The 17057-nt window shown below is 69.4% G+C and carries 17 protein-coding genes and 4 tRNA genes; 6 read left to right on the top strand and 15 right to left on the bottom strand.

Annotation, left to right across the window (positions count from 1 at the left end; all coding sequences use genetic code 11):
- Positions 1–10: 10 nt before the first annotated feature.
- Both FK531_RS17710 and FK531_RS17705 read right to left on the bottom strand, forming a co-directional pair.
- Positions 11–1342: a hypothetical protein gene (locus FK531_RS17710; protein WP_142101665.1), complete on the bottom strand. Its 1332-nt coding sequence runs from the start codon at positions 1340–1342 to the stop codon at positions 11–13.
- A gap of 100 nt (positions 1343–1442) precedes the next feature.
- On the bottom strand, positions 1443–2324 hold the full coding sequence (locus FK531_RS17705) for a class I SAM-dependent methyltransferase (RefSeq protein WP_142101663.1): 882 nt from the start codon (positions 2322–2324) through the stop codon (positions 1443–1445).
- A 47-nt stretch (positions 2325–2371) separates the two neighbouring features.
- Here FK531_RS17705 and FK531_RS17700 point away from each other — a divergent pair, with 47 nt between their 5' ends.
- Both FK531_RS17700 and FK531_RS17695 read left to right on the top strand, forming a co-directional pair.
- Positions 2372–2968, top strand: a complete 597-nt coding sequence (locus tag FK531_RS17700) for a helix-turn-helix domain-containing protein (RefSeq protein ID WP_142101662.1) — start codon at positions 2372–2374, stop codon at positions 2966–2968.
- A 117-nt stretch (positions 2969–3085) separates the two neighbouring features.
- Entirely contained in the window at positions 3086–4126 is a 1041-nt protein-coding gene (locus tag FK531_RS17695; protein WP_142101660.1) for a beta-ketoacyl-ACP synthase III, read from the top strand.
- Between the two features lie 76 nt (positions 4127–4202).
- Here the strand turns inward: FK531_RS17695 and FK531_RS17690 are convergent, their stop codons facing one another.
- The 13 genes from FK531_RS17690 to FK531_RS17630 all read right to left on the bottom strand — a co-directional run bounded on the left by FK531_RS17690 (position 4203) and on the right by FK531_RS17630 (position 15484).
- A complete protein-coding gene (locus FK531_RS17690) occupies positions 4203–5024 on the bottom strand; it encodes an acyl-CoA thioesterase (protein ID WP_142101658.1) in 822 nt (273 codons plus the stop codon).
- 64 nt (positions 5025–5088) lie between these two features.
- Positions 5089–6057, bottom strand: a complete 969-nt coding sequence (locus FK531_RS17685; RefSeq protein WP_142101656.1) for a cation diffusion facilitator family transporter — start codon at positions 6055–6057, stop codon at positions 5089–5091.
- The gene (locus tag FK531_RS17680) at positions 6054–6452 is read right to left on the bottom strand and encodes an ArsR/SmtB family transcription factor (RefSeq protein WP_142101654.1); all 399 of its coding nucleotides are present in this window, start codon (positions 6450–6452) and stop codon (positions 6054–6056) included. The genes FK531_RS17685 and FK531_RS17680 overlap by 4 nt, the downstream gene beginning before the upstream one ends.
- Positions 6453–6608: 156 nt before the next feature.
- On the bottom strand, positions 6609–7523 hold the full coding sequence (pdxS, locus tag FK531_RS17675; protein ID WP_181763008.1) for a pyridoxal 5'-phosphate synthase lyase subunit PdxS: 915 nt from the start codon (positions 7521–7523) through the stop codon (positions 6609–6611).
- Between the two features lie 99 nt (positions 7524–7622).
- On the bottom strand, positions 7623–8678 hold the full coding sequence (locus tag FK531_RS17670; protein ID WP_142101650.1) for an NUDIX hydrolase: 1056 nt from the start codon (positions 8676–8678) through the stop codon (positions 7623–7625).
- Positions 8675–9805, bottom strand: coding sequence for a glycosyltransferase family 4 protein (locus tag FK531_RS17665; RefSeq protein WP_142101648.1), 1131 nt, complete (start codon positions 9803–9805; stop codon positions 8675–8677). Before FK531_RS17665 ends, FK531_RS17670 begins: the two co-directional genes overlap by 4 nt.
- A 16-nt stretch (positions 9806–9821) precedes the next feature.
- Positions 9822–10751 (bottom strand): phosphatidylinositol mannoside acyltransferase, encoded by a 930-nt coding sequence (locus tag FK531_RS17660; RefSeq protein WP_142101646.1) that lies wholly within the window; start codon positions 10749–10751, stop codon positions 9822–9824.
- Positions 10748–11419 carry a phosphatidylinositol phosphate synthase gene (gene pgsA, locus FK531_RS17655; protein WP_142101644.1) on the bottom strand — a complete coding sequence of 224 codons (672 nt, stop codon included), beginning with the start codon at positions 11417–11419 and terminating at the stop codon, positions 10748–10750. The genes FK531_RS17660 and pgsA overlap by 4 nt, the downstream gene beginning before the upstream one ends.
- The gene (locus tag FK531_RS17650) at positions 11420–11983 is read right to left on the bottom strand and encodes an ATP adenylyltransferase (protein ID WP_142101642.1); all 564 of its coding nucleotides are present in this window, start codon (positions 11981–11983) and stop codon (positions 11420–11422) included.
- A complete protein-coding gene (gene thrS / locus FK531_RS17645; RefSeq protein WP_142101640.1) occupies positions 11980–14031 on the bottom strand; it encodes a threonine--tRNA ligase in 2052 nt (683 codons plus the stop codon). The genes FK531_RS17650 and thrS overlap by 4 nt, the downstream gene beginning before the upstream one ends.
- Before the next feature lie 89 nt (positions 14032–14120).
- Complete coding sequence (locus FK531_RS17640; protein WP_142101638.1) at positions 14121–14849, bottom strand: hypothetical protein; 729 nt, start codon at positions 14847–14849, stop codon at positions 14121–14123.
- The gene (locus FK531_RS17635) at positions 14846–15349 is read right to left on the bottom strand and encodes a DNA-deoxyinosine glycosylase (protein ID WP_142101636.1); all 504 of its coding nucleotides are present in this window, start codon (positions 15347–15349) and stop codon (positions 14846–14848) included. Before FK531_RS17635 ends, FK531_RS17640 begins: the two co-directional genes overlap by 4 nt.
- A gap of 63 nt (positions 15350–15412) precedes the next feature.
- A tRNA-Val gene (locus FK531_RS17630) sits at positions 15413–15484 on the bottom strand.
- A gap of 299 nt (positions 15485–15783) precedes the next feature.
- On the opposite strand from FK531_RS17630, the gene FK531_RS17625 reads away from it, so the two are divergent.
- From FK531_RS17625 to FK531_RS17610, 4 genes are all read left to right on the top strand, one after another.
- Positions 15784–15856: transfer RNA gene (locus FK531_RS17625), tRNA-Gly, on the top strand.
- Positions 15857–15879: 23 nt separating this feature from the next.
- Positions 15880–15950 (top strand) — tRNA-Cys (locus tag FK531_RS17620).
- Between the two features lie 16 nt (positions 15951–15966).
- A tRNA-Val gene (locus FK531_RS17615) sits at positions 15967–16041 on the top strand.
- Positions 16042–16298: 257 nt separating this feature from the next.
- Positions 16299–16772 carry a DUF4334 domain-containing protein gene (locus FK531_RS17610; RefSeq protein WP_142101634.1) on the top strand — a complete coding sequence of 158 codons (474 nt, stop codon included), beginning with the start codon at positions 16299–16301 and terminating at the stop codon, positions 16770–16772.
- Positions 16773–17057: the final 285 nt, after the last annotated feature.

The raw sequence follows: 17057 nt of genomic DNA, 5'->3' as shown, positions 1-17057 counted from the left end.
ACGGACTGATCTAGCCCGACAGCTCCAGCCCCGGCGCGGTCGCGACGGATTCGAGCCAGTCCGCGGCGAGGGGGATGCCGGGCACGGCCGCCGAGGACGTCACCCGGACCTGCGTGCCCGACGGCCGGGTCACCGTCACCGACCTGCTCGTCTCGTCTCCGAGATCGGCGCCGTCCCGTCCGGCGAGCGCGTACGAGTGTTCGGCCCGCTCGACGACCGTTCCGTCCGCGAGCCTCTCCGCCGACCGCCTCGCCCCCGAGAACCCTCCGTCCGGGGAGGGCTCCGGCAGGTGGGGCACACGCCCACCTGTGATCGACACCCGCAGATCGCTCTCGCCGACCGGGGTCGTCACCGTCAGCACCTCGCAGACGCTGCCGGAGTCGGACTCCGCCAGCTGCAGCGAGCCCAGCGGCCGATCCAGTGAGCCCGGTTTCGTCGTCTCCCGCTGCCAGTGATCGTCGAGCGTCCGGTTCAGCCGGTCGACGGTGCCCCGGTTCAACGATGCCGATGCACCGTCGCCCTCTCCCGCGTGACACGACGCCGGCGGAGGTGGGGTACCCGCCGGCACGGGCGCGCTCGCTCGCAGACCCGGCGTGAGAGCAATCGCGGCGAGCTCGTCCACGGTGAGCGGCAGCTCCCCCGACTTCCGGTCGTCCAGGCTCAGCCGAATCCTGGTGCCGTCGGGCAGGTATGCGTCGGCGCTGCGGACCAACCTGCGAACGCCGTCGTACTCGACCCAGGTGTCCTGCGAGTCGACCACCGACCCGTCCGCGAGCGTGGTGCGACGAGTCAGCTCCCCGGCGACGCAGGGCGGCACCGGTTCGTCGGACCTGTGCACGTCGGCGGTGAGCGAACCCACAGCCGGGCCGCGAGTGACCGTGCCGCTCGCGGTGGTCCGTCCACCGAACAGGTCGACGGGCGGCCCCTCCGGCTGCTCGGGACCGCCGAAGGTCCACATGGGCTCGAAGACGAACGACTGCTGCGGACTGGCGAACACGACGTCCACGGCGGCGGGCAGCGCACCCACCAGCGCCGCGGACATCGCGGAGGCCTTGGGTCCGGAGAACCACGGGTAGTTCGGGTCGTCGTAGGTCGCACCGCTACCGACGCCGGCGAAGGCGATGCGCTCGCCGCTGTACGGCGGTTCGACCCGGTCGCACCCCGGAATCTCCGTCGGGTACTCGACCGGCGGTCGTACCACCGACACCCCGGTTCCCGTCGCCGCGGTGGCCTCATCGCCGGGATCGTGCAACACGCCGGCCACGACCGTCCCGGCCGCCACCACCGCTGCAATCACCGCGACGTCGACGAGAACTCCACCGCGCCTGCCCCATTCGCTCACCGGCACCCCTCGCACTCGCATCCGCCCCGCCCGAATCGGCCCGACATGTCCTTTTCGTCGCGTTCCTCCCCGGCGTTACCCACGCGGCCGACCGGCGCCCTCAGGTGCGGCGGGCCGCCCAGGCGGTCCGGCTGCCCCGGACCGTCAGGTCGGGGCGGCGCAGGAGCGAGTCGGGGTTGTCGTCCGTCAGGAGGTGATCGAGGGTGTCCAGGTCCTCGGCCGGCAGCTGCCCGTCGAGGAATTCGTGGATACGACTGAGGTACGCCCGTGCGTAGCGACCGGCGTTCGGCGGCACCGGGTTCGCGTCCACGGTGATGCTGCGCTGCTCGGCAATCTCGAAACCGGCCCGCTCCAGGTGCGGGCGCCAGTCCGGGTGTGCGTTCCAGTTCGCTCGGTTCAGCAACTCGTGGCACCGCAACTCCAGACCGGGCCGGCCGCGCCCGAGGTCGTCGGGAAGGAAGCGCGGCAGGCCGTCCATCTCGACGACCACCAGCAGGCCGCCGGGGTTCAGCGCGTCGTGGAGGTCACCGAGCAGTCGGTCCGGATCGGCGACCTCGTGCAGCGAGGAGGCCGCCCACGCGACGTCCACCGCGCCGACCGCGGGCCAGCCGACGTCGAGGTCGGCCTGCACGACGCGCATCCGATCCGCCACACCCTCCTCGTCGGCCGACACCCGGATCCGGTCGAGCATCGCGGCGGACCGGTCGATCGCGATCACCTCGGCAGCCGGGAACTGCCGGGCGAGTGCGAGGCTGCCGCGTCCGGTCCCCGCGCCGATGTCGGCGATCGAGCGCGGCTGGTCGAGGGCGTGCTGCCCGACCCACTCGGCCATGTCGTCGAGGTACGACCCGAGTACCTCTGCGTCCAGGTCGAGCAGTTCGGCCAGTCCGACCTCGTCGTGGTGACCGTGACCATGGCCGTGACCACGGCCATGACCATGTTCGTGATGCTGACGGGTGTCGTGACGGGAGTGCTGTGTCATGCCTCCACAGTAGAACCGGTATGCGTAATGGGCATACACTCTTGCTCATGACGCAAGAAGTCTCGATGGACGCCCTGATCCGACAGCGCATCCGGGGCCTTCGGATCGCCCGCGGCTGGTCCCTCGACGCCCTCGCCGCCCGCTGCTTTCTGAGCCCGTCGACGTTGAGCCGGATCGAGACCGGCCACCGCAGGATCGCGCTCGACCAACTCGTCCCCATCGCCCGCGCCCTCGGCACCACGCTCGATCAGCTCGTCGAGTCGGCCGACAACGAGGACGTGGTGATCCGGCCGGAGCCCGAACACGCGCGCGGCCTGACCACCTGGCTGCTCTCCCGTGACGGCGCGCCGGGCGGCGCCGTCGTGGCGAAGATGCGCATCACCCCCGAACGCTCGACCGGCGGCGAGCAGTTGGGGGTGCACCCCGGCAGGGAGTGGTTCACCGTCCTCTCCGGCACGGTCCGGCTGCAGCTCGGTGAGCGAACCGTCCTGGTCGGAGCGGGAGAGTCGGCCGAATTCTCGACCATGGTCCCGCACCACATCGGGGCGCACGAGGGCCCCGTGGAGATCCTCACCATCCTCGACCGCGACGGGGAGCGCGCCCACCTGCACGCTCCGGAGCATGCCCCGCACCGGGACGTGTGATCTGGGCACAACCGGCATTTCCGTCGCAGTGCAGGCGAACTCGGCGGAGCGCCGGACGCAGCGACGACCCGAGGCATAGCCTGGCAAGCGTTCTGCCACGGAAAGAGGGAGCCAGACATGCCTGCTCGAATCGACACCGCCGCCGGCGTCAAGCACACCCGGATGCTCGGGATCGGCGCCTACCGTCCGCGACGCGTCGTTCCGAACTCGGAGATCATCGGACCGATCGATTCGAGCGACGAGTGGATCCAGACGCGCTCGGGCATCAAGACGCGACGGTTCGCCGGCGACGACGAGTCGATCGTCAGCATGAGCGTCGCGGCGAGCCGGGATGCGATCGCGGCGGCGGGCCTCACGGCCAGTCAGATCGGCTGTGTCGTCCTCGCGACGTCCTCGATGATGGTGCTCGGGCCGTCTGCCGGGGCCGTGGTCGCCACCGAGCTCGGCATGTCGGACTGTCCCGCCTTCGACGTCTCCGCCGGATGCGCCGGCTTCTGCCACGCCCTGGCGACCGCCTCGGACATGGTTCGTGCAGGCACCGCACAGTACGTCCTGGTGATCGGCGCGGAACGGCTGACCGACCTCCTCGATCCCACCGATCGGTCCACTGCCTTCATCTTCGCGGACGGCGCCGGGGCCGTGGTGGTCGGACCTTCCGACACGGAAGGCATCGGTCCTGTCGCGTGGGGATCCGACGGCAGCCAAACGGCTGCGATCCAGCAGGACAAGGATTTCCAGACCTACTTCGCCGAGGTCGCGGCGGCCGAAGCCGACGGGGGCACCTCCGAGCGGCCGTACATCCGCATGCAGGGAACCGCCGTCTTCCGTTGGGCCGCAACGTTCATCGAGAAGGCCTGCCGCGCGGCGCTCGACCGGGCCGGTGTCACGATGGACGAGCTGGACGTCTTCATCCCGCACCAGGCCAACATCCGGATAACCCAGGCGCTGACCCGCGCGCTGCACATGCCGGAGGGTGTCGTCGTAGCCCAGGACATCACCGAGACGGGTAACACGTCGGCCGCGTCGATCCCGCTCGCGATGGAGCAGGTGCTCCGTTCCGGCGAGACGAAGGCGGGTGACGTCGCCCTGTTGATGGGTTTCGGGGCAGGCCTCGCTTACGCCGGGCAGGTCGTGACGATGCCGCCGCTGTCCAGCTGACGGAGCGCGTCGCCCCCTTCTGTTCGGCGAGAATGCCGCCGCCCCTGTGCCGTTCGGCCCCCCACCCGACCGGTCCTCACTCCGTCCGCAGCAATCGGGTCAGTCCCTCCTGCACGACCGCCGCGACCAGGTTGCCCTCCCGGTCGAAGATCCGGCCCTGGGTCAGGGCGCGACCGAAACCCGCCGACGGAGAGGACTGGTCGTAGAGCAACCACTCGTCGGCCCGGAACGGACGCAGGAACCACAGCGCGTGATCGAGCGAGGCCTGCTGGATCTGCGCGTCCGCATGCGGAACCTGCGCCGAACCGAGCAACGTCATGTCGCTCATGTACGCGAGGGTGCAGATGTGGAACACCGGGGCATCGGGCAGGGTCCCGCGGTACCGGAACCAGACCTGTTGCTGCGCGGGCACACCCCGGCGCCGGACTATCTCCTCCTGCGGGACGAACCGCAGGTCCCAGTCCGCCCACTCCCGGAACTCCCACGACAATTCCTCGTCGCGCGAATCCGAGGTGTCCGGAAGGGTTTCCGGATCCGGCACCGGCGGAATCTGGTCCTGGTGCTCGATGCCGATGTCACCGATGTGGAACGACGCGGACATCGTGAAGATCGCCTGACCGTCCTGGACTCCGGTCACGCGGCGGGTGCAGAACGAGCGTCCGTCGCGAATCCGGTCGACGAGGAATACCGTCGGAATCGTCGGGTTTCCCGGACGCAGGAAGTAGCCGTGCAACGAGTGCACGCGGAACTGCTCCTCGACGGTGCGGACGGCCGAGACCAGCGCCTGGCCCGCGACCTGTCCACCGAAGGTTCGCGTCAGCATCGTGTCCGCGACGATGCCGCGGAAGATGTCCTTCTCCAGCCGCTCGAGTTCCAGAATTTCTTCGATCGACGACATGGCGCTCCCTCTTCCGGCAACCCGACTCGGTCAGGCTAGCAACAGTTCGGGCCGCCACCGCGACTCAGCCGGGCACCGGGTGCGCCGGATACGCATGCACGAGGGCGGAATCCAATTTGGGCACGGCCGCAACGAGTGTCGACTTCGCATCGTGGGCGATCCGGTGCGCCTGCGCCAGACTCATGTCATCGGGCACGTCGACCTCCGCGTCGGCGTACAACCGGTGTCCGATCCAGCGCATCCGCAGGCTCCGCACCCGGACAACTCCCGGCTCGGCGGCCAGAGCACTCTCAGCGCTCTCGACGATCTCGGGGTCGACACCGTCCATCAACCGGCGCAGCACCTCTCGCGCCGCGCTCCACAGTACGGCCAGGATCGCGGCCGTGATGACCAGTCCGACAACGGGATCGGCCAGCGGGAACCCGGCCGCCACGCCGGCCGCGCCGAGCACCACCGCAAGGGAGGTGAGCCCGTCGGTGCGCGCGTGCAGTCCGTCGGCGACGAGTGCGGCCGAGCCGATCCGACGACCGACCCTGATCCGGTACGTCGCCACCACCTCGTTGCCGACGAACCCCACCACCCCCGCGGCCGCGACCCAGCCCAGGTGTGAGACTGGCGCGGGTTCGACCAGCCTGCGCACCGACTCGACCGCCGCGACCGCCGCGGAGACGGCGATCATCGCGAGCACGAACAGCCCCGCGAGATCCTCGGACCGACCGAAACCGTAGGTATAGCGACGCGAAGCCGGACGCCGGCCGAGCGCGAACGCGATCCACAGCGGCACCGCGGTCAGTGCGTCCGAGAAGTTGTGCACGGTGTCGGCGAACAGCGCCACCGACCCCGAGACGGCAACGATCGCCAACTGGACGGTCGCGGTCGCCGCGAGCACCACGAGACTGATCTTGACCGCCCGGATGCCGATCGCGCTGGACTCGAGCGCGTCGTCCACACTGTCGGCGGCGTCGTGGCTGTGCGGCACGAACAGTTCCCGCACGAAGCCGTGCCCGTGCCCGTGGCCGTGCTCACCGCTCATCCGCGCTTCCCCACGGACGCACCGTCGTGCAGCACCCGCAGGTCACCCTGCTCGCGGTGGTGGCCGGGCACCCCGGGACCGGCGTGCTCGGCGTTGAACACCGCATCGGTGACCAGTTGCCGGACATGGTCGTTCTCGAGCCGGTAGAACACCTGGGTGCCCTCGCGCCGGGTCCGGACCAACCGCGCCATCCGCAGCTTGGCCAGGTGCTGGGACACCGACGGCGCCGGCTTGCCGACGTGTTCGGCGAGGTCGTTGACCGACAGTTCGCGATCGACCAGCGCCCACAGCACCTGCACCCGGGTCGCATCGGCCAGCATCCGGAACACCTCGACGACGAGGTCCACCTCGTCGTCGGGCAGCCGCCTCCGACACACGCCACTATCTGCATTCATACGTAGATAGTAGAGCTGTTGGGTCCGGGAACGAAAACGGGCGCCACCGCCGAAGCAGGGGCGCCCGTTCTCGTCAGGCCGTTCGATTCACCAGCCGCGCTCGGCGAGGCGGTGCGGCCGCGTCACGGGCCGCACTCGGCCCGCGGTGCGGGCAGCTCACCAACCGCGCTCGGCGAGCCGATGCGGCTGCGGGATCTCGTCGACGTTGATACCGACCATCGCCTCACCGAGTCCGCGGGAGACCTTGGCGAGCACGTCCGGGTCGTCGAAGAAGGTGGTGGCCTTGACGATCGCGGCGGCCCGCTCGGCCGGGTTGCCCGACTTGAAGATGCCGGAGCCGACGAACACGCCCTCGGCGCCGAGCTGCATCATCATCGCGGCGTCCGCGGGGGTGGCGATGCCGCCCGCGGTGAACAGCGTGACCGGCAGCTTGCCCTCCTTGGCGACCTCGACGACCAGCTCGTAAGGCGCCTGCAGTTCCTTCGCGGCGACGTACAACTCGTCCTCGCTCATCGACCCGAGGCGACGGATCTCCGCACCGAGGGTGCGCATGTGCGTGGTCGCGTTCGACACGTCGCCGGTGCCGGCCTCGCCCTTGGAGCGGATCATGGCCGCGCCCTCGGTGATTCGACGCAGCGCCTCCCCGAGGTTGGTGGCACCGCACACGAACGGGACGGTGAACTTCCACTTGTCGATGTGGTTGGCGTAGTCGGCCGGGGTGAGCACCTCGGACTCGTCGACGTAGTCCACGCCGAGGGACTGCAGGATCTGCGCCTCCACGAAGTGACCGATCCGGGCCTTGGCCATCACCGGGATCGACACCGCGGCGATGATGCCGTCGATCATGTCCGGGTCGCTCATCCGGGAGACGCCGCCCTGGGCGCGGATGTCTGCCGGGACGCGCTCGAGTGCCATGACCGCGACGGCGCCGGCGTCCTCGGCGATCTTCGCCTGGTCGGGGGTGACGACGTCCATGATGACGCCGCCCTTGAGCATCTCGGCCATTCCCCTCTTGACGCGGGCAGTGCCGGTGGTCGGGGCGGTATCAGGGGTGCTCACGGCAAACTCCATCAGTAGTGACCTGTAACGGGGAACACGTTCAATTCTAGGACCAGGCGCCGCGGTGGCGGTCGCCCGGTCAGCGAGTCAGCGAGTCAGCGAGTCAGCGAGTCAGCGTATGGATCGGACCTCGGGCTCGACGCGACGCGCGACGACCACCCTGGCCTCGTCGACCAGGTCCGGCAGGTCCTCGGGATAGACCACCTCGCCGGACGCGGCGATCTCCCGCATGTCCGCCGCCGTGCACCAGCGGTGCCCGGTGATCGCGCGGCGTTCGAGTTCGGTGAAGCCGTTGCGCTGCGGCACGAACCCGGTGGTCTGCAAGGCGAAGAACAGTTCCTCCGACCGAATCAGGTCGCCGTCGTAGGGAAACACCGCCACCCGACGCCACATGGGGCCACGCAGGTCCGCCGGGTCGACGGAAAGGCCCGTCTCCTCACGGATCTCGCGTACCCCCGCGTCACGGAGACTCTCCCCCCGCTCCACCCCGCCGCCGATGGTGAACCAGAAGTGCACCTCGGGCACCTGCGGGTCGTGCCCACGCAGCAGCAGCACCCGGCCGCGTTCGTCGAACAGGACAACTCGCGAGGACGTCCGCATCTCGTCGACGTCGAGCCCCGCCCCCGCGGACGGGGTGGTGCGCTCGGCGATCTCGAAGTACGTCGGCAGCGGCGCCGTACCGCCCAGGTGCAGCCAGCGCACCGGACGACGGGTCCGCAGGGCAAGGGTGTCCCGCACCGCGTCGTTGTGGAAGCGGCGGGCGATCAGCACCCGCGCCTCGGAGTCGGCGAGCTCCGCGACCAACTGCGGCGCGAGCGCCTCCGAGGGCACCGCGCTCAGCGCCGCGGACAGTGCGTTCTCGGCGGTCTCGCGGTGCGCCCGGTCCGCCCGCTCCGCCTGATCGGCCAACGCGGCCAGGCGTCTTCCGTCCATCTGTGGAATCGGCGGCGCCCCGAATGCGTACCCGGTCGGCACCATCGCCGCCGCGACCGCGCGGGCGACCACTGCGCGCCGCCCCAGCGACGCGTCCAGCGAGTGCCACGACAGGTCCGAGCGCACGTGCAGCCGGTCCAGCCGGTTGGCGGTGCCGTAGGCCCAGACGCCGATCGTCACGATCACGGCGGCAACGAGCGCGAGGACCAGAATCGTGGTGGCGGAGAAGGTCACGACCGCGCCTCCACCCGTACGCCCTGCGCACCGACCGTGACGGTCTCGTACACGCGCAGAATCTGTTCCGCCACGACCGGCCAGTCGTATTCGGAGACCACCTCGGTCGCGGTGTCGACCAGTGCCCGCCTGCGGTCGGGATCGCTCAGCAGGGCGTCGACGGCGTCCGCGAGGGCCACCGAGTCGCCGACCGGGACCAGCATCCCCGCCGTGCCGTCACGCAGCACCCGCCGGAACGCGTCGAGTTCACTGGCGACCACCGGGGTTCGGGCGGCCATCGCCTCGACGAGCACGATGCCGAAGCTCTCCCCGCCGAGGTTCGGCGCGCAGTACACGTCGGCGCTGCGCAGCGCCGACGCCTTCTCCGCGTCGGTGACCTGGCCGAGCATGCGAAGGTGTTTCGCGTACCGGCCGGCATCCTTGCGCAGCTTGTCCTCGTCCCCGCGCCCGACCACCAGGACCTCGAGGTCGGGGTGCCGCGAGGTCAGTGCGGGCAGTGCGTCGAGCAGCACGGCCATCCCCTTGCGTGGCTCGTCGTAGCGGCCGAGGAAGAGCACGGTGCCGCCCGCGCGTGGATAGCCGTCCAGCGCAGCGGCGTTCGCGAACGCAGGCACGTCGACGCCGTTCGGGATCTCGACGGCGTCCGAGCCGAGCGACTCCACCTGCCAGCGCCGTGCCAGCTCCGACACCGCGATGCGACCGCTGATCTTCTCCAGGTACGGCTGCAACACGCCTTGAAAGGTGCTCAGCACCAACGACTTCGTCGTCGAGGTGTGGAAGGTGGCGACGATCGGCCCCTGCGCGATCTTCATCGCCAGCATCGACAGGCTCGGCGCGTTCGGCTCGTGGATGTGCAGCACGTCGAAGTCGTTCTCACCGATCCACCGACGCACCCGGGAGTACGACACCGGCCCGAAGGTCAGCCGCGCGACCGAACCGTTGTAGGGGATCGCCACGGCTCGACCGGCCGAGACGACGAACTCCGGGAGCTCGGTGCCGTCCGAGGCGGGCGCCAGCACACTCACCCGGTGACCGCGTTCGATGAGCACCTGCGCCAACTCGACGACGTGGGCCTGCACACCGCCCGGAACGTCGAACGAGTACGGGCAGACCATGCCGATCTTCACTGCACCCTGCCCTTCGTCACGGGGACTCCATCCGGGCGAGTCGAGCCTCCGACAGGTCGGCCAGCCACAGGGGCTGCAGCATGTGCCAGTCGGCGGGGTGCGCGGCGATGTTCGCCGCGAATCGGTCCGCCAGCGCCTGGGTGGCGGCGCCGATCCCGGCCGAAGTGTCGACCGGCGGATCGACCTGGAAGCCCCAGTCGTCACCGTCGAAGTAGCAGTGCACCGGCAGCAGTGCGGCGCCGGTGTCGATCGCGAGCTTCGCGGGACCGGCCGGCATCCGGGTCGGCTCGCCGAAGAACGTCACCGGCACACCACGTTTGGCGAGATCGCGCTCGCCGAGCAGGCACACCACCTTGTTGGCTCGCAACCGCGCGGCCAGCTGCTCGAACGGCGGCGCCTCGCCGCCGCTCAGCGGGAAGATCTCGAAGCCGAGGCTCTCCCGGTACTCGACGAACCGCTCGTACAGCGATTCCGGCTTCAGGCGCTCGGCGACGGTCGCGAACTGGCCGTGACGCTGCACCAGCCACACCCCGGCCATGTCCCAGTTCCCACTGTGCGGCAGCGCGAGCACCACACCGCGCCCGGCGGCGAGGCCGGCCTCCAGGTGCTCCTGGCCGAGCACCCGCGAGTCGAGGCGGCGGCCCAGTTCGGCCTGGTCCATCGACGGCAGCCGGAACGCCTCCCGCCAGTACCTGGCGTACGAGCGCACCGACGCCCGGATCAGGTCGTCGGGCACCTGTGCGGCCGGCACGTCGAGCACGCGGGCGAGATTGCGACGCAGCTGATCCGGGCCACCCCCCTCGCGGTGGGCCGCACGATTCATCCGCCGGGCGGCGAGGTCCGCTCCGAAGTCGAACAGTCCGGTTGCGACCCGGTCGGGCAGCGCTCGGACCAACCGCCATCCGGCCGCATAGCCGAGGTCGGTGGCGCGTTCGGCGAGACTCACGTAGTCGGGTCCTCTCCGGCGGGTTTGTCCATCGGCAACAACTCGCGCGCCCCGGCCGAGTTGCGCACCGCGAGCACCCGCTGGAAGACCGTGATCACGCTCGCCACGGCGAGGATCCACATCGCAACGTAGACGGCCCATTCCAGCCAGCCGATACCGAAATGCCCGGCGATACCGGTCAATCCGGCGCCGACCAGGACGATGATCAGCCGGTCCGGCCGCTCGATCAGTCCCCCGTCGGCCGACAGGCCACTGGCCTCGGCTCGCGCCTTCGCGTACGAGATCACCTGGGAGGTGACCAGGCAGATCAGCGTCGCGACGAGCAGCGACTTGCTGTCCTGGTGGTAGATCGCCCACCAGGCGAGCCCGGCGAAGATCGCGCCGTCGGCGATCCGGTCGCACGTCGCGTCGAGCACCGCGCCGTAGCGGGTTCCGCCGCCGCGCGCCCGCGCCATCGCCCCGTCGAGCATGTCGAACATGACGAAGAACCAGATGAGGATGGTGCCCCAGAACAGGTGCCCGGACGGGAACAGCGTGACCGCACCCGCGACACTGGCGACGGTGCCGAACACCGTCACCGCGTCGGGGGTCAGACCGGTCTTCACGAGCGCCCGGCCCAGCGGCGCGGTCGCCTTCGACACCGAAGCGCGCCCGAGAATGCTCAGCACCTACCGGCTCCCGTCTTCCCAGGCGGCCGACAGCAACGCCCGAGTCTCGCGCAGCAACTGCGGCATCACCTTGGCACCGCCGACCACCGTGATGAAGTTCGCGTCGCCACCCCACCGCGGCACGATGTGCTGGTGCAGGTGCTCCGCGAGTGAACCACCCGCCGCCGCACCGAGATTCAGGCCGACGTTGAACCCGTCCGGCCGCGAGACCCGCTTGATCACCCGGATGGCCTGCTGGGTGAAGGCCATCAGCTCACCCGACTCCTCGGCCGTGAGGTCCTCGAGGGCCGCGACGCGCCGATAGGGCACCACCATCATGTGCCCCGGGTTGTACGGGTACAGGTTGAGCACCGCGTAGACGTGCTCGCCGCGGGCGACGATCAGGCCTTCCTCGTCGCTCATCTTCGGGATCGCGGTGAACGGTCCCTCGTCGGTCGCGGCCGCCTTCGGCGTCTCGGCGATGTACGACATCCGGTGCGGGGACCACAGCCGTTGCAGCCGGTCCGGGTCGCCCGGCCCGGTGTCCACCAACGACTCCCGAGGTGGCGTCGCGTCTTCGGTCATTGCAGACCGCCGAGCAGTTCCGCCGTCGGAGAAGCGTTCTCGCGGCGCGCGATCCAGCCGGTGACGGCTTCGACCGCGGTGTCGACGGGAATGCCGTTGACCTGAGTGCCGTCCCGGAACCGGAAGCTCACCGCGCCGGCCTCGACGTCCCGCTCGCCGGCGAGCAGCATGAACGGCACCTTCTGGGTGGTGTGGGTGCGGATCTTCTTCTGCATCCGGTCGTCGCTGATGTCGACCTCGGCGCGTACGCCCGCGGCCTTGAGCTTGCCGACCACGTCGAACAGGTGCGCCTCGAATGCCTCGGCGACCGGGATGCCGACCACCTGCACCGGCGCCAGCCAGGCCGGGAACGCGCCCGCGTAGTGCTCGGTGAGTACGCCGAAGAACCGCTCGATCGAGCCGAACAGGGCGCGGTGGATCATCACCGGCTGGTGCTTGGCACCGTCGGAGCCGGTGTACTCGAGTTCGAACCGCTCGGGCTGGTTGAAGTCGAGCTGGATGGTCGACATCTGCCAGCTGCGCCCGAGCGCATCCTGCACCTGGACGGAGATCTTCGGGCCGTAGAACGCGGCCCCGCCCGGGTCCGGCACCAGGGTCAGTCCGGAGGCCTCGCCGACCTCGGCCAGGGTGTTGGTGGCCTCTTCCCAGGTGGCGTCGTCGCCGACGTACTTGTCGGGGTTCTTGGTCGACAGCTCGAGGTAGTAGTCGTCGAGGCCGTAGTCCTTGAGCAGGCCCAGCACGAAGTTCAGCGTGCGGGTCAACTCGTCGCGCATCTCCTCGCGGGTGCAGTAGATGTGCGCGTCGTCCTGCGTCATACCGCGCACCCGGGTCAGGCCGTGCACGACGCCGGACTTCTCGTAGCGGTAGACCTGGCCGAACTCGAACAGTCGCAGCGGCAGTTCGCGGTAGGAACGCCCGCGCGTGCGGAAGATCAGGTTGTGCATCGGGCAGTTCATCGGCTTGAGGAAGTACTCCTGGCCCGGCTTGCGCACCGTGCCGTCCTCGTTCAGCTCCTCGTCGATGTGCATCGCCGGGAACATGCCGTCCCGGTACCAGTCGAGGTGGCCGGACACCTCGTACAGGTGACCCTTGGTGATGTGCGGGGTGTTGACGAACTCGTAGCCCTCCTCGACGTGCCGCTGCCGGGAGTAGTTCTCCATCTCCTGGCGGATGATGCCGCCCTTGGGATGGAAGACGGGCAGGCCGGAGCCGAGCTCGTCGGGGAAGCTGAACAGGTCCAGTTCGGCGCCGAGCTTGCGGTGGTCGCGCCGCTCCGCCTCGGCGATCAGCTCCATGTGCTTGTCGAGCGCCTCCGACGACTCCCATGCGGTGCCGTAGATGCGCTGCAAGTCCTCGCGATTCTGGTCACCGCGCCAGTAGGCGGCCGAGCTGCGGGTCAGCTTGAATGCGGGAATGTGCTTGGTGGTGGGGATGTGCGGGCCGCGGCACAGATCGCCCCAGATCCGCTCGCCCGTGCGCGGGTCGAGGTTGTCGTAGATGGTCAGCTCGTTGCCGCCGACCTCCATCACCTCGGGGTCGTCGATCCCGGACTTGTCGTCGATCAGCTCGAGCTTGAACGGCTCGTTCGCCAGTTCGACGCGGGCGTCCTCGATGTTCTCCACCACGCGACGCGAAAAGCGTTGCGAGCCCTTGACGATCTGCTTCATCCGCTTCTCGAGGCGGGTCAGATCCTCCGGGGTGAACGGCTCGGCGACCCGGAAGTCGTAGTAGAAGCCGTCCTTGATCGGCGGGCCGATGCCCAGTTTGGCGGCCGGGAACTCGGCCTGGACGGCTTGCGCCAGCACGTGCGCACAGGAGTGCCGGATCACCATGCGGCCGTCCGCGGTGTCGGCCGCGACGGCCTCCACCTCCACGTCCTGCTCGGGAATCCACGACAGGTCCTTGAGGTTGCCCTCGGCGTCGCGGACGACGACGATCGCGTCGGCGCCCTTGCCGGTCAGCCCGGCCTCGCGAACCGCCGTGCCGGCGGTAGTCCCCGCAGGCACCCGGACGCGGGCGGCTGGGGCTACTGATGCAGGCGTGGTCACGGCGATGTGCTCCTCGATGTGTGTGCCGACCGGTGTTCGGCGCGGCGATGAGCCCTCATGCTATCGGCACCCCGATCGATTCTCCCCGCTCACCCGAGCAGCGCCGCCAACCTTGCCGACCGGATCTCCGGTCGCTGGCGGGGGCAGCTGACGCACTTGGCCCGTTCGGCCGCCTCGGCGTCGCCGGGTGCTGCAACCGCGGGCGCGAGATAGATCAGACAGCAGGAGGATCGACGCACCAGTCGCCTACTACCCACCGCGGGTGTCGCGTCCGCGGCCGCCGGGGCCGGTCCGCGGGCGCCGACGTCGACGAAGCGCGGCCTGGGCATCGGCGGGCCGATCAGGTCGGCCAGCATCGCGGCGAGCGCGCTGCCCGCGGTGGCGCTACCGAGAGCGGTTCCCGCGTCGAGCGCACGGTTGGCGAGCGAGTCCGCGGCGATGGCCCACAGCGACCCCGCACTGGGCCCGGCCGGTTCGGCGAGCGCACCGATGATGGCGCCGAGCGATTCGCGCAACCCGGCGGCCAGCGGACCGGGCCCGCGGACGGTCGCGCCGGCTCGAACCGTGTCGACCGAACCGTCGGGCCGCACAGTGCAGGTCAGCGAGCCCAGGCGCGGATCCGGCGCAGTGCCGGTGGCCAGCAGGTCCGTGACCGGCGCCGCGAGCAGCGCCGAGCTGGTTCCGTACCACCAGAGGGTGCCTGCGACGCGGTTGTCGTTGCTGGCCCAGGCCCGTCGGCTGTCGGCGAGCCGGTCGGCGAGCCATCGCGGGTCGGCTAGTGCGGCGCCACCGAATGCTGTGGCGGCGGTGTCGGTCATCCGTGGACGAGGACCCGCCACGCCTCGACCTTCTCCGGCACGGGCGTACCCGCGTTCGCGGGACTGGTCGACGGCAGCCTGGTCAGATCGACTCCTTCGGGGTGCAGACCTGCGGACACGACGGTGCGCCGGTAGACCTCCTCGGCCTTCGCCCCGTTGAAGAACACCCGTCGGATGCCGCGGTGGCCTGCGAACAGCGCCGCGAAGTCGTTCGGCACCTCGGTGGCCCGGTCGATGCTCGAGTCCAGGCTGCCGGGACGCCGGCAGAGCTTGAGGACGTCCCAGAGCGCGACGCCACGGGACTGCAGGCGGTGCACGCGGACGCGGTACGGGTGCGGCGGTCCGGCGTCGAAGAGCTCGCCCATGATCGGCCAGAAACTGTTGCGCGGATTGGCGTAGTACTTGCCCGCGACCAGCGAGGGGACGCCCGGCATGGATCCGAGAACGAGCGTCTGCGCCTTGTCGTCGATCACGGCGGGGAATCCCTGAACAACGGTCATGGGGCTTCATTAGACAACAAAAAGGCCGCCCCGAGAACCCTCGGCGGCGGCCTTGTCGATCTGTGGTCCCGGCTGGGATCGAACCAGCGACCTTCCCGGTGTGAACGGGACGCTCTTCCACTGAGCCACGGGACCGAGCCGCGCACAAAACTCTCGCGGCCGAACGAGGAGGAACATTAACACGCTCCGCGACCGGAGGAAAACCTGCAGGTCACCCGCCTTCCCGGCGCATCGACGCGGGGCAGGTGGCCCATTCTCCCTCGATCTCACTCAACTGAGTGGCGCGGCCTCGGGCCGGCGCCCCCAAAGCCACAGCTGCGCCGGCCGCCGGCCGTCAAACGTGCGTACTGACCAGTGGATTTGTTACTGCCCACGGCGTCGGCTAGTGTTTCATCTCGCACCACGGAGGCAGCAACGCCTTCGTCAAGTGTGATGCGGACGTGGCGCAGCTGGTAGCGCACAACCTTGCCAAGGTTGGGGTCGCGGGTTCGAATCCCGTCGTCCGCTCGAGAGGTTGGACTCAACCTTGCGGTGGAGTGGCCGAGTGGTGAGGCAACGGCCTGCAAAGCCGTGCACACGGGTTCGATTCCCGTCTCCACCTCTCATGTTGTGAGCCTGCGCGATTAGCTCAGCGGGAGAGCGCTTCCCTGACACGGAAGAGGTCACTGGTTCAATCCCAGTATCGCGCACCACGATTCGAAATCCGGTACACCCTGAGGGTGTACCGGATTTCGTCGTTTCGGGGTGCGATCCCGACTTCCTGCGCTCCCGTACCCCCCGATCAGCCGTCGAACCGAATCCACGACGGTCTCCCGTCGATCCGCGACCGCGGTGGTCTCGACCACCCACCGCCCGGTCACCTCCGCGCAGAGTTCCTCCCGAACCATCCGGTTCGGCGTAGCGTCCGCCGTTCACGAAGAAATTGGTTCGCCAACCGACGAGGAGCGAAGTGAACATCGATCAGGCTCGTGCCCGGTTCCACGAGTTGCGCGTCCAGCAAGCCGACGTCTCCCCCGCCGACCTCGACGCGGTGTGGGCCGCGCTCGACACGGTCGGCGCAGCCGAGATCCTCGGCACGTGGAGGGGCGACGACTTCGCGACCGGCCATCGACTGCACGACAAACTGGTCGCCGGCCGGTGGTACGGCAAGCAGTTCGACTCCGTGCTCGACGCCAAGCCGCTGATCTGCCGCGACGAGGATGGAAACCTGTTCTCCGACATCAAGGCAGGCAACGGCGAGGCCAGCCTCTGGAACGTCGAGTTTCGCGGCGAAGTGACCGCGACGATGGTCTACGACGGCGCCCCCATCTTCGACCACTTCAAACGGGTCGACGCCGACACCCTCATGGGCATCATGAACGGAAAGCCGAAACTGGTGCTCGACGGCGGTAGCCACTACTACTTCCTGCTCGAACGAGCCTGACATTCGCGTCACGGCAGCGCTCGCGACCTGGGCCCGCCGCAGATGTGGTGATACTCGGCACTGGAAGTGTCGGTCTCGCAGCGCAATTCATCCCGACACTCCTCGAAATGCATGCCGCAGGCCGCTTCCCGATCGAAGAACTCGTGACCACGCACCCTTCGAGGACATCGACCTCGCAGTCGCCGACCAGCGGCCGGCAGGGTCGTCAAGCCGGTGCCGGTGCGGTGACGCCGCACCCTCCGGGCCCCATCGTGACGCTTCCGCCGCAGGTAGAGCGGCGAATTG

This window comes from Rhodococcus spelaei (genome assembly GCF_006704125.1).
Classification (GTDB): domain Bacteria; phylum Actinomycetota; class Actinomycetes; order Mycobacteriales; family Mycobacteriaceae; genus Rhodococcus_G; species Rhodococcus_G spelaei.
Note: the sequence above shows the minus strand (reverse complement) of the source record. Positions and strands in the feature narration are given on the sequence as shown.

What these genes read in the sequence shown, in the direction of transcription:
- FK531_RS17695 (WP_142101660.1), top strand. Translation starts at nt 3,086, where the DNA reads ATGCCTGCTCGAATCGACACCGCCGCCGGCGTCAAGCACACCCGGATG.
- FK531_RS17685 (WP_142101656.1), bottom strand. Translation starts at nt 6,057, where the DNA reads ATGAGCGGTGAGCACGGCCACGGGCACGGGCACGGCTTCGTGCGGGAA.
- FK531_RS17690 (WP_142101658.1), bottom strand. Translation starts at nt 5,024, where the DNA reads ATGTCGTCGATCGAAGAAATTCTGGAACTCGAGCGGCTGGAGAAGGAC.
- FK531_RS17680 (WP_142101654.1), bottom strand. Translation starts at nt 6,452, where the DNA reads ATGAATGCAGATAGTGGCGTGTGTCGGAGGCGGCTGCCCGACGACGAG.
- pdxS (WP_181763008.1), bottom strand. Translation starts at nt 7,523, where the DNA reads ATGGAGTTTGCCGTGAGCACCCCTGATACCGCCCCGACCACCGGCACT.
- FK531_RS17640 (WP_142101638.1), bottom strand. Translation starts at nt 14,849, where the DNA reads ATGACCGACACCGCCGCCACAGCATTCGGTGGCGCCGCACTAGCCGAC.
- FK531_RS17635 (WP_142101636.1), bottom strand. Translation starts at nt 15,349, where the DNA reads ATGACCGTTGTTCAGGGATTCCCCGCCGTGATCGACGACAAGGCGCAG.
- FK531_RS17700 (WP_142101662.1), top strand. Translation starts at nt 2,372, where the DNA reads ATGACGCAAGAAGTCTCGATGGACGCCCTGATCCGACAGCGCATCCGG.
- FK531_RS17650 (WP_142101642.1), bottom strand. Translation starts at nt 11,983, where the DNA reads ATGACCGAAGACGCGACGCCACCTCGGGAGTCGTTGGTGGACACCGGG.
- FK531_RS17705 (WP_142101663.1), bottom strand. Translation starts at nt 2,324, where the DNA reads ATGACACAGCACTCCCGTCACGACACCCGTCAGCATCACGAACATGGT.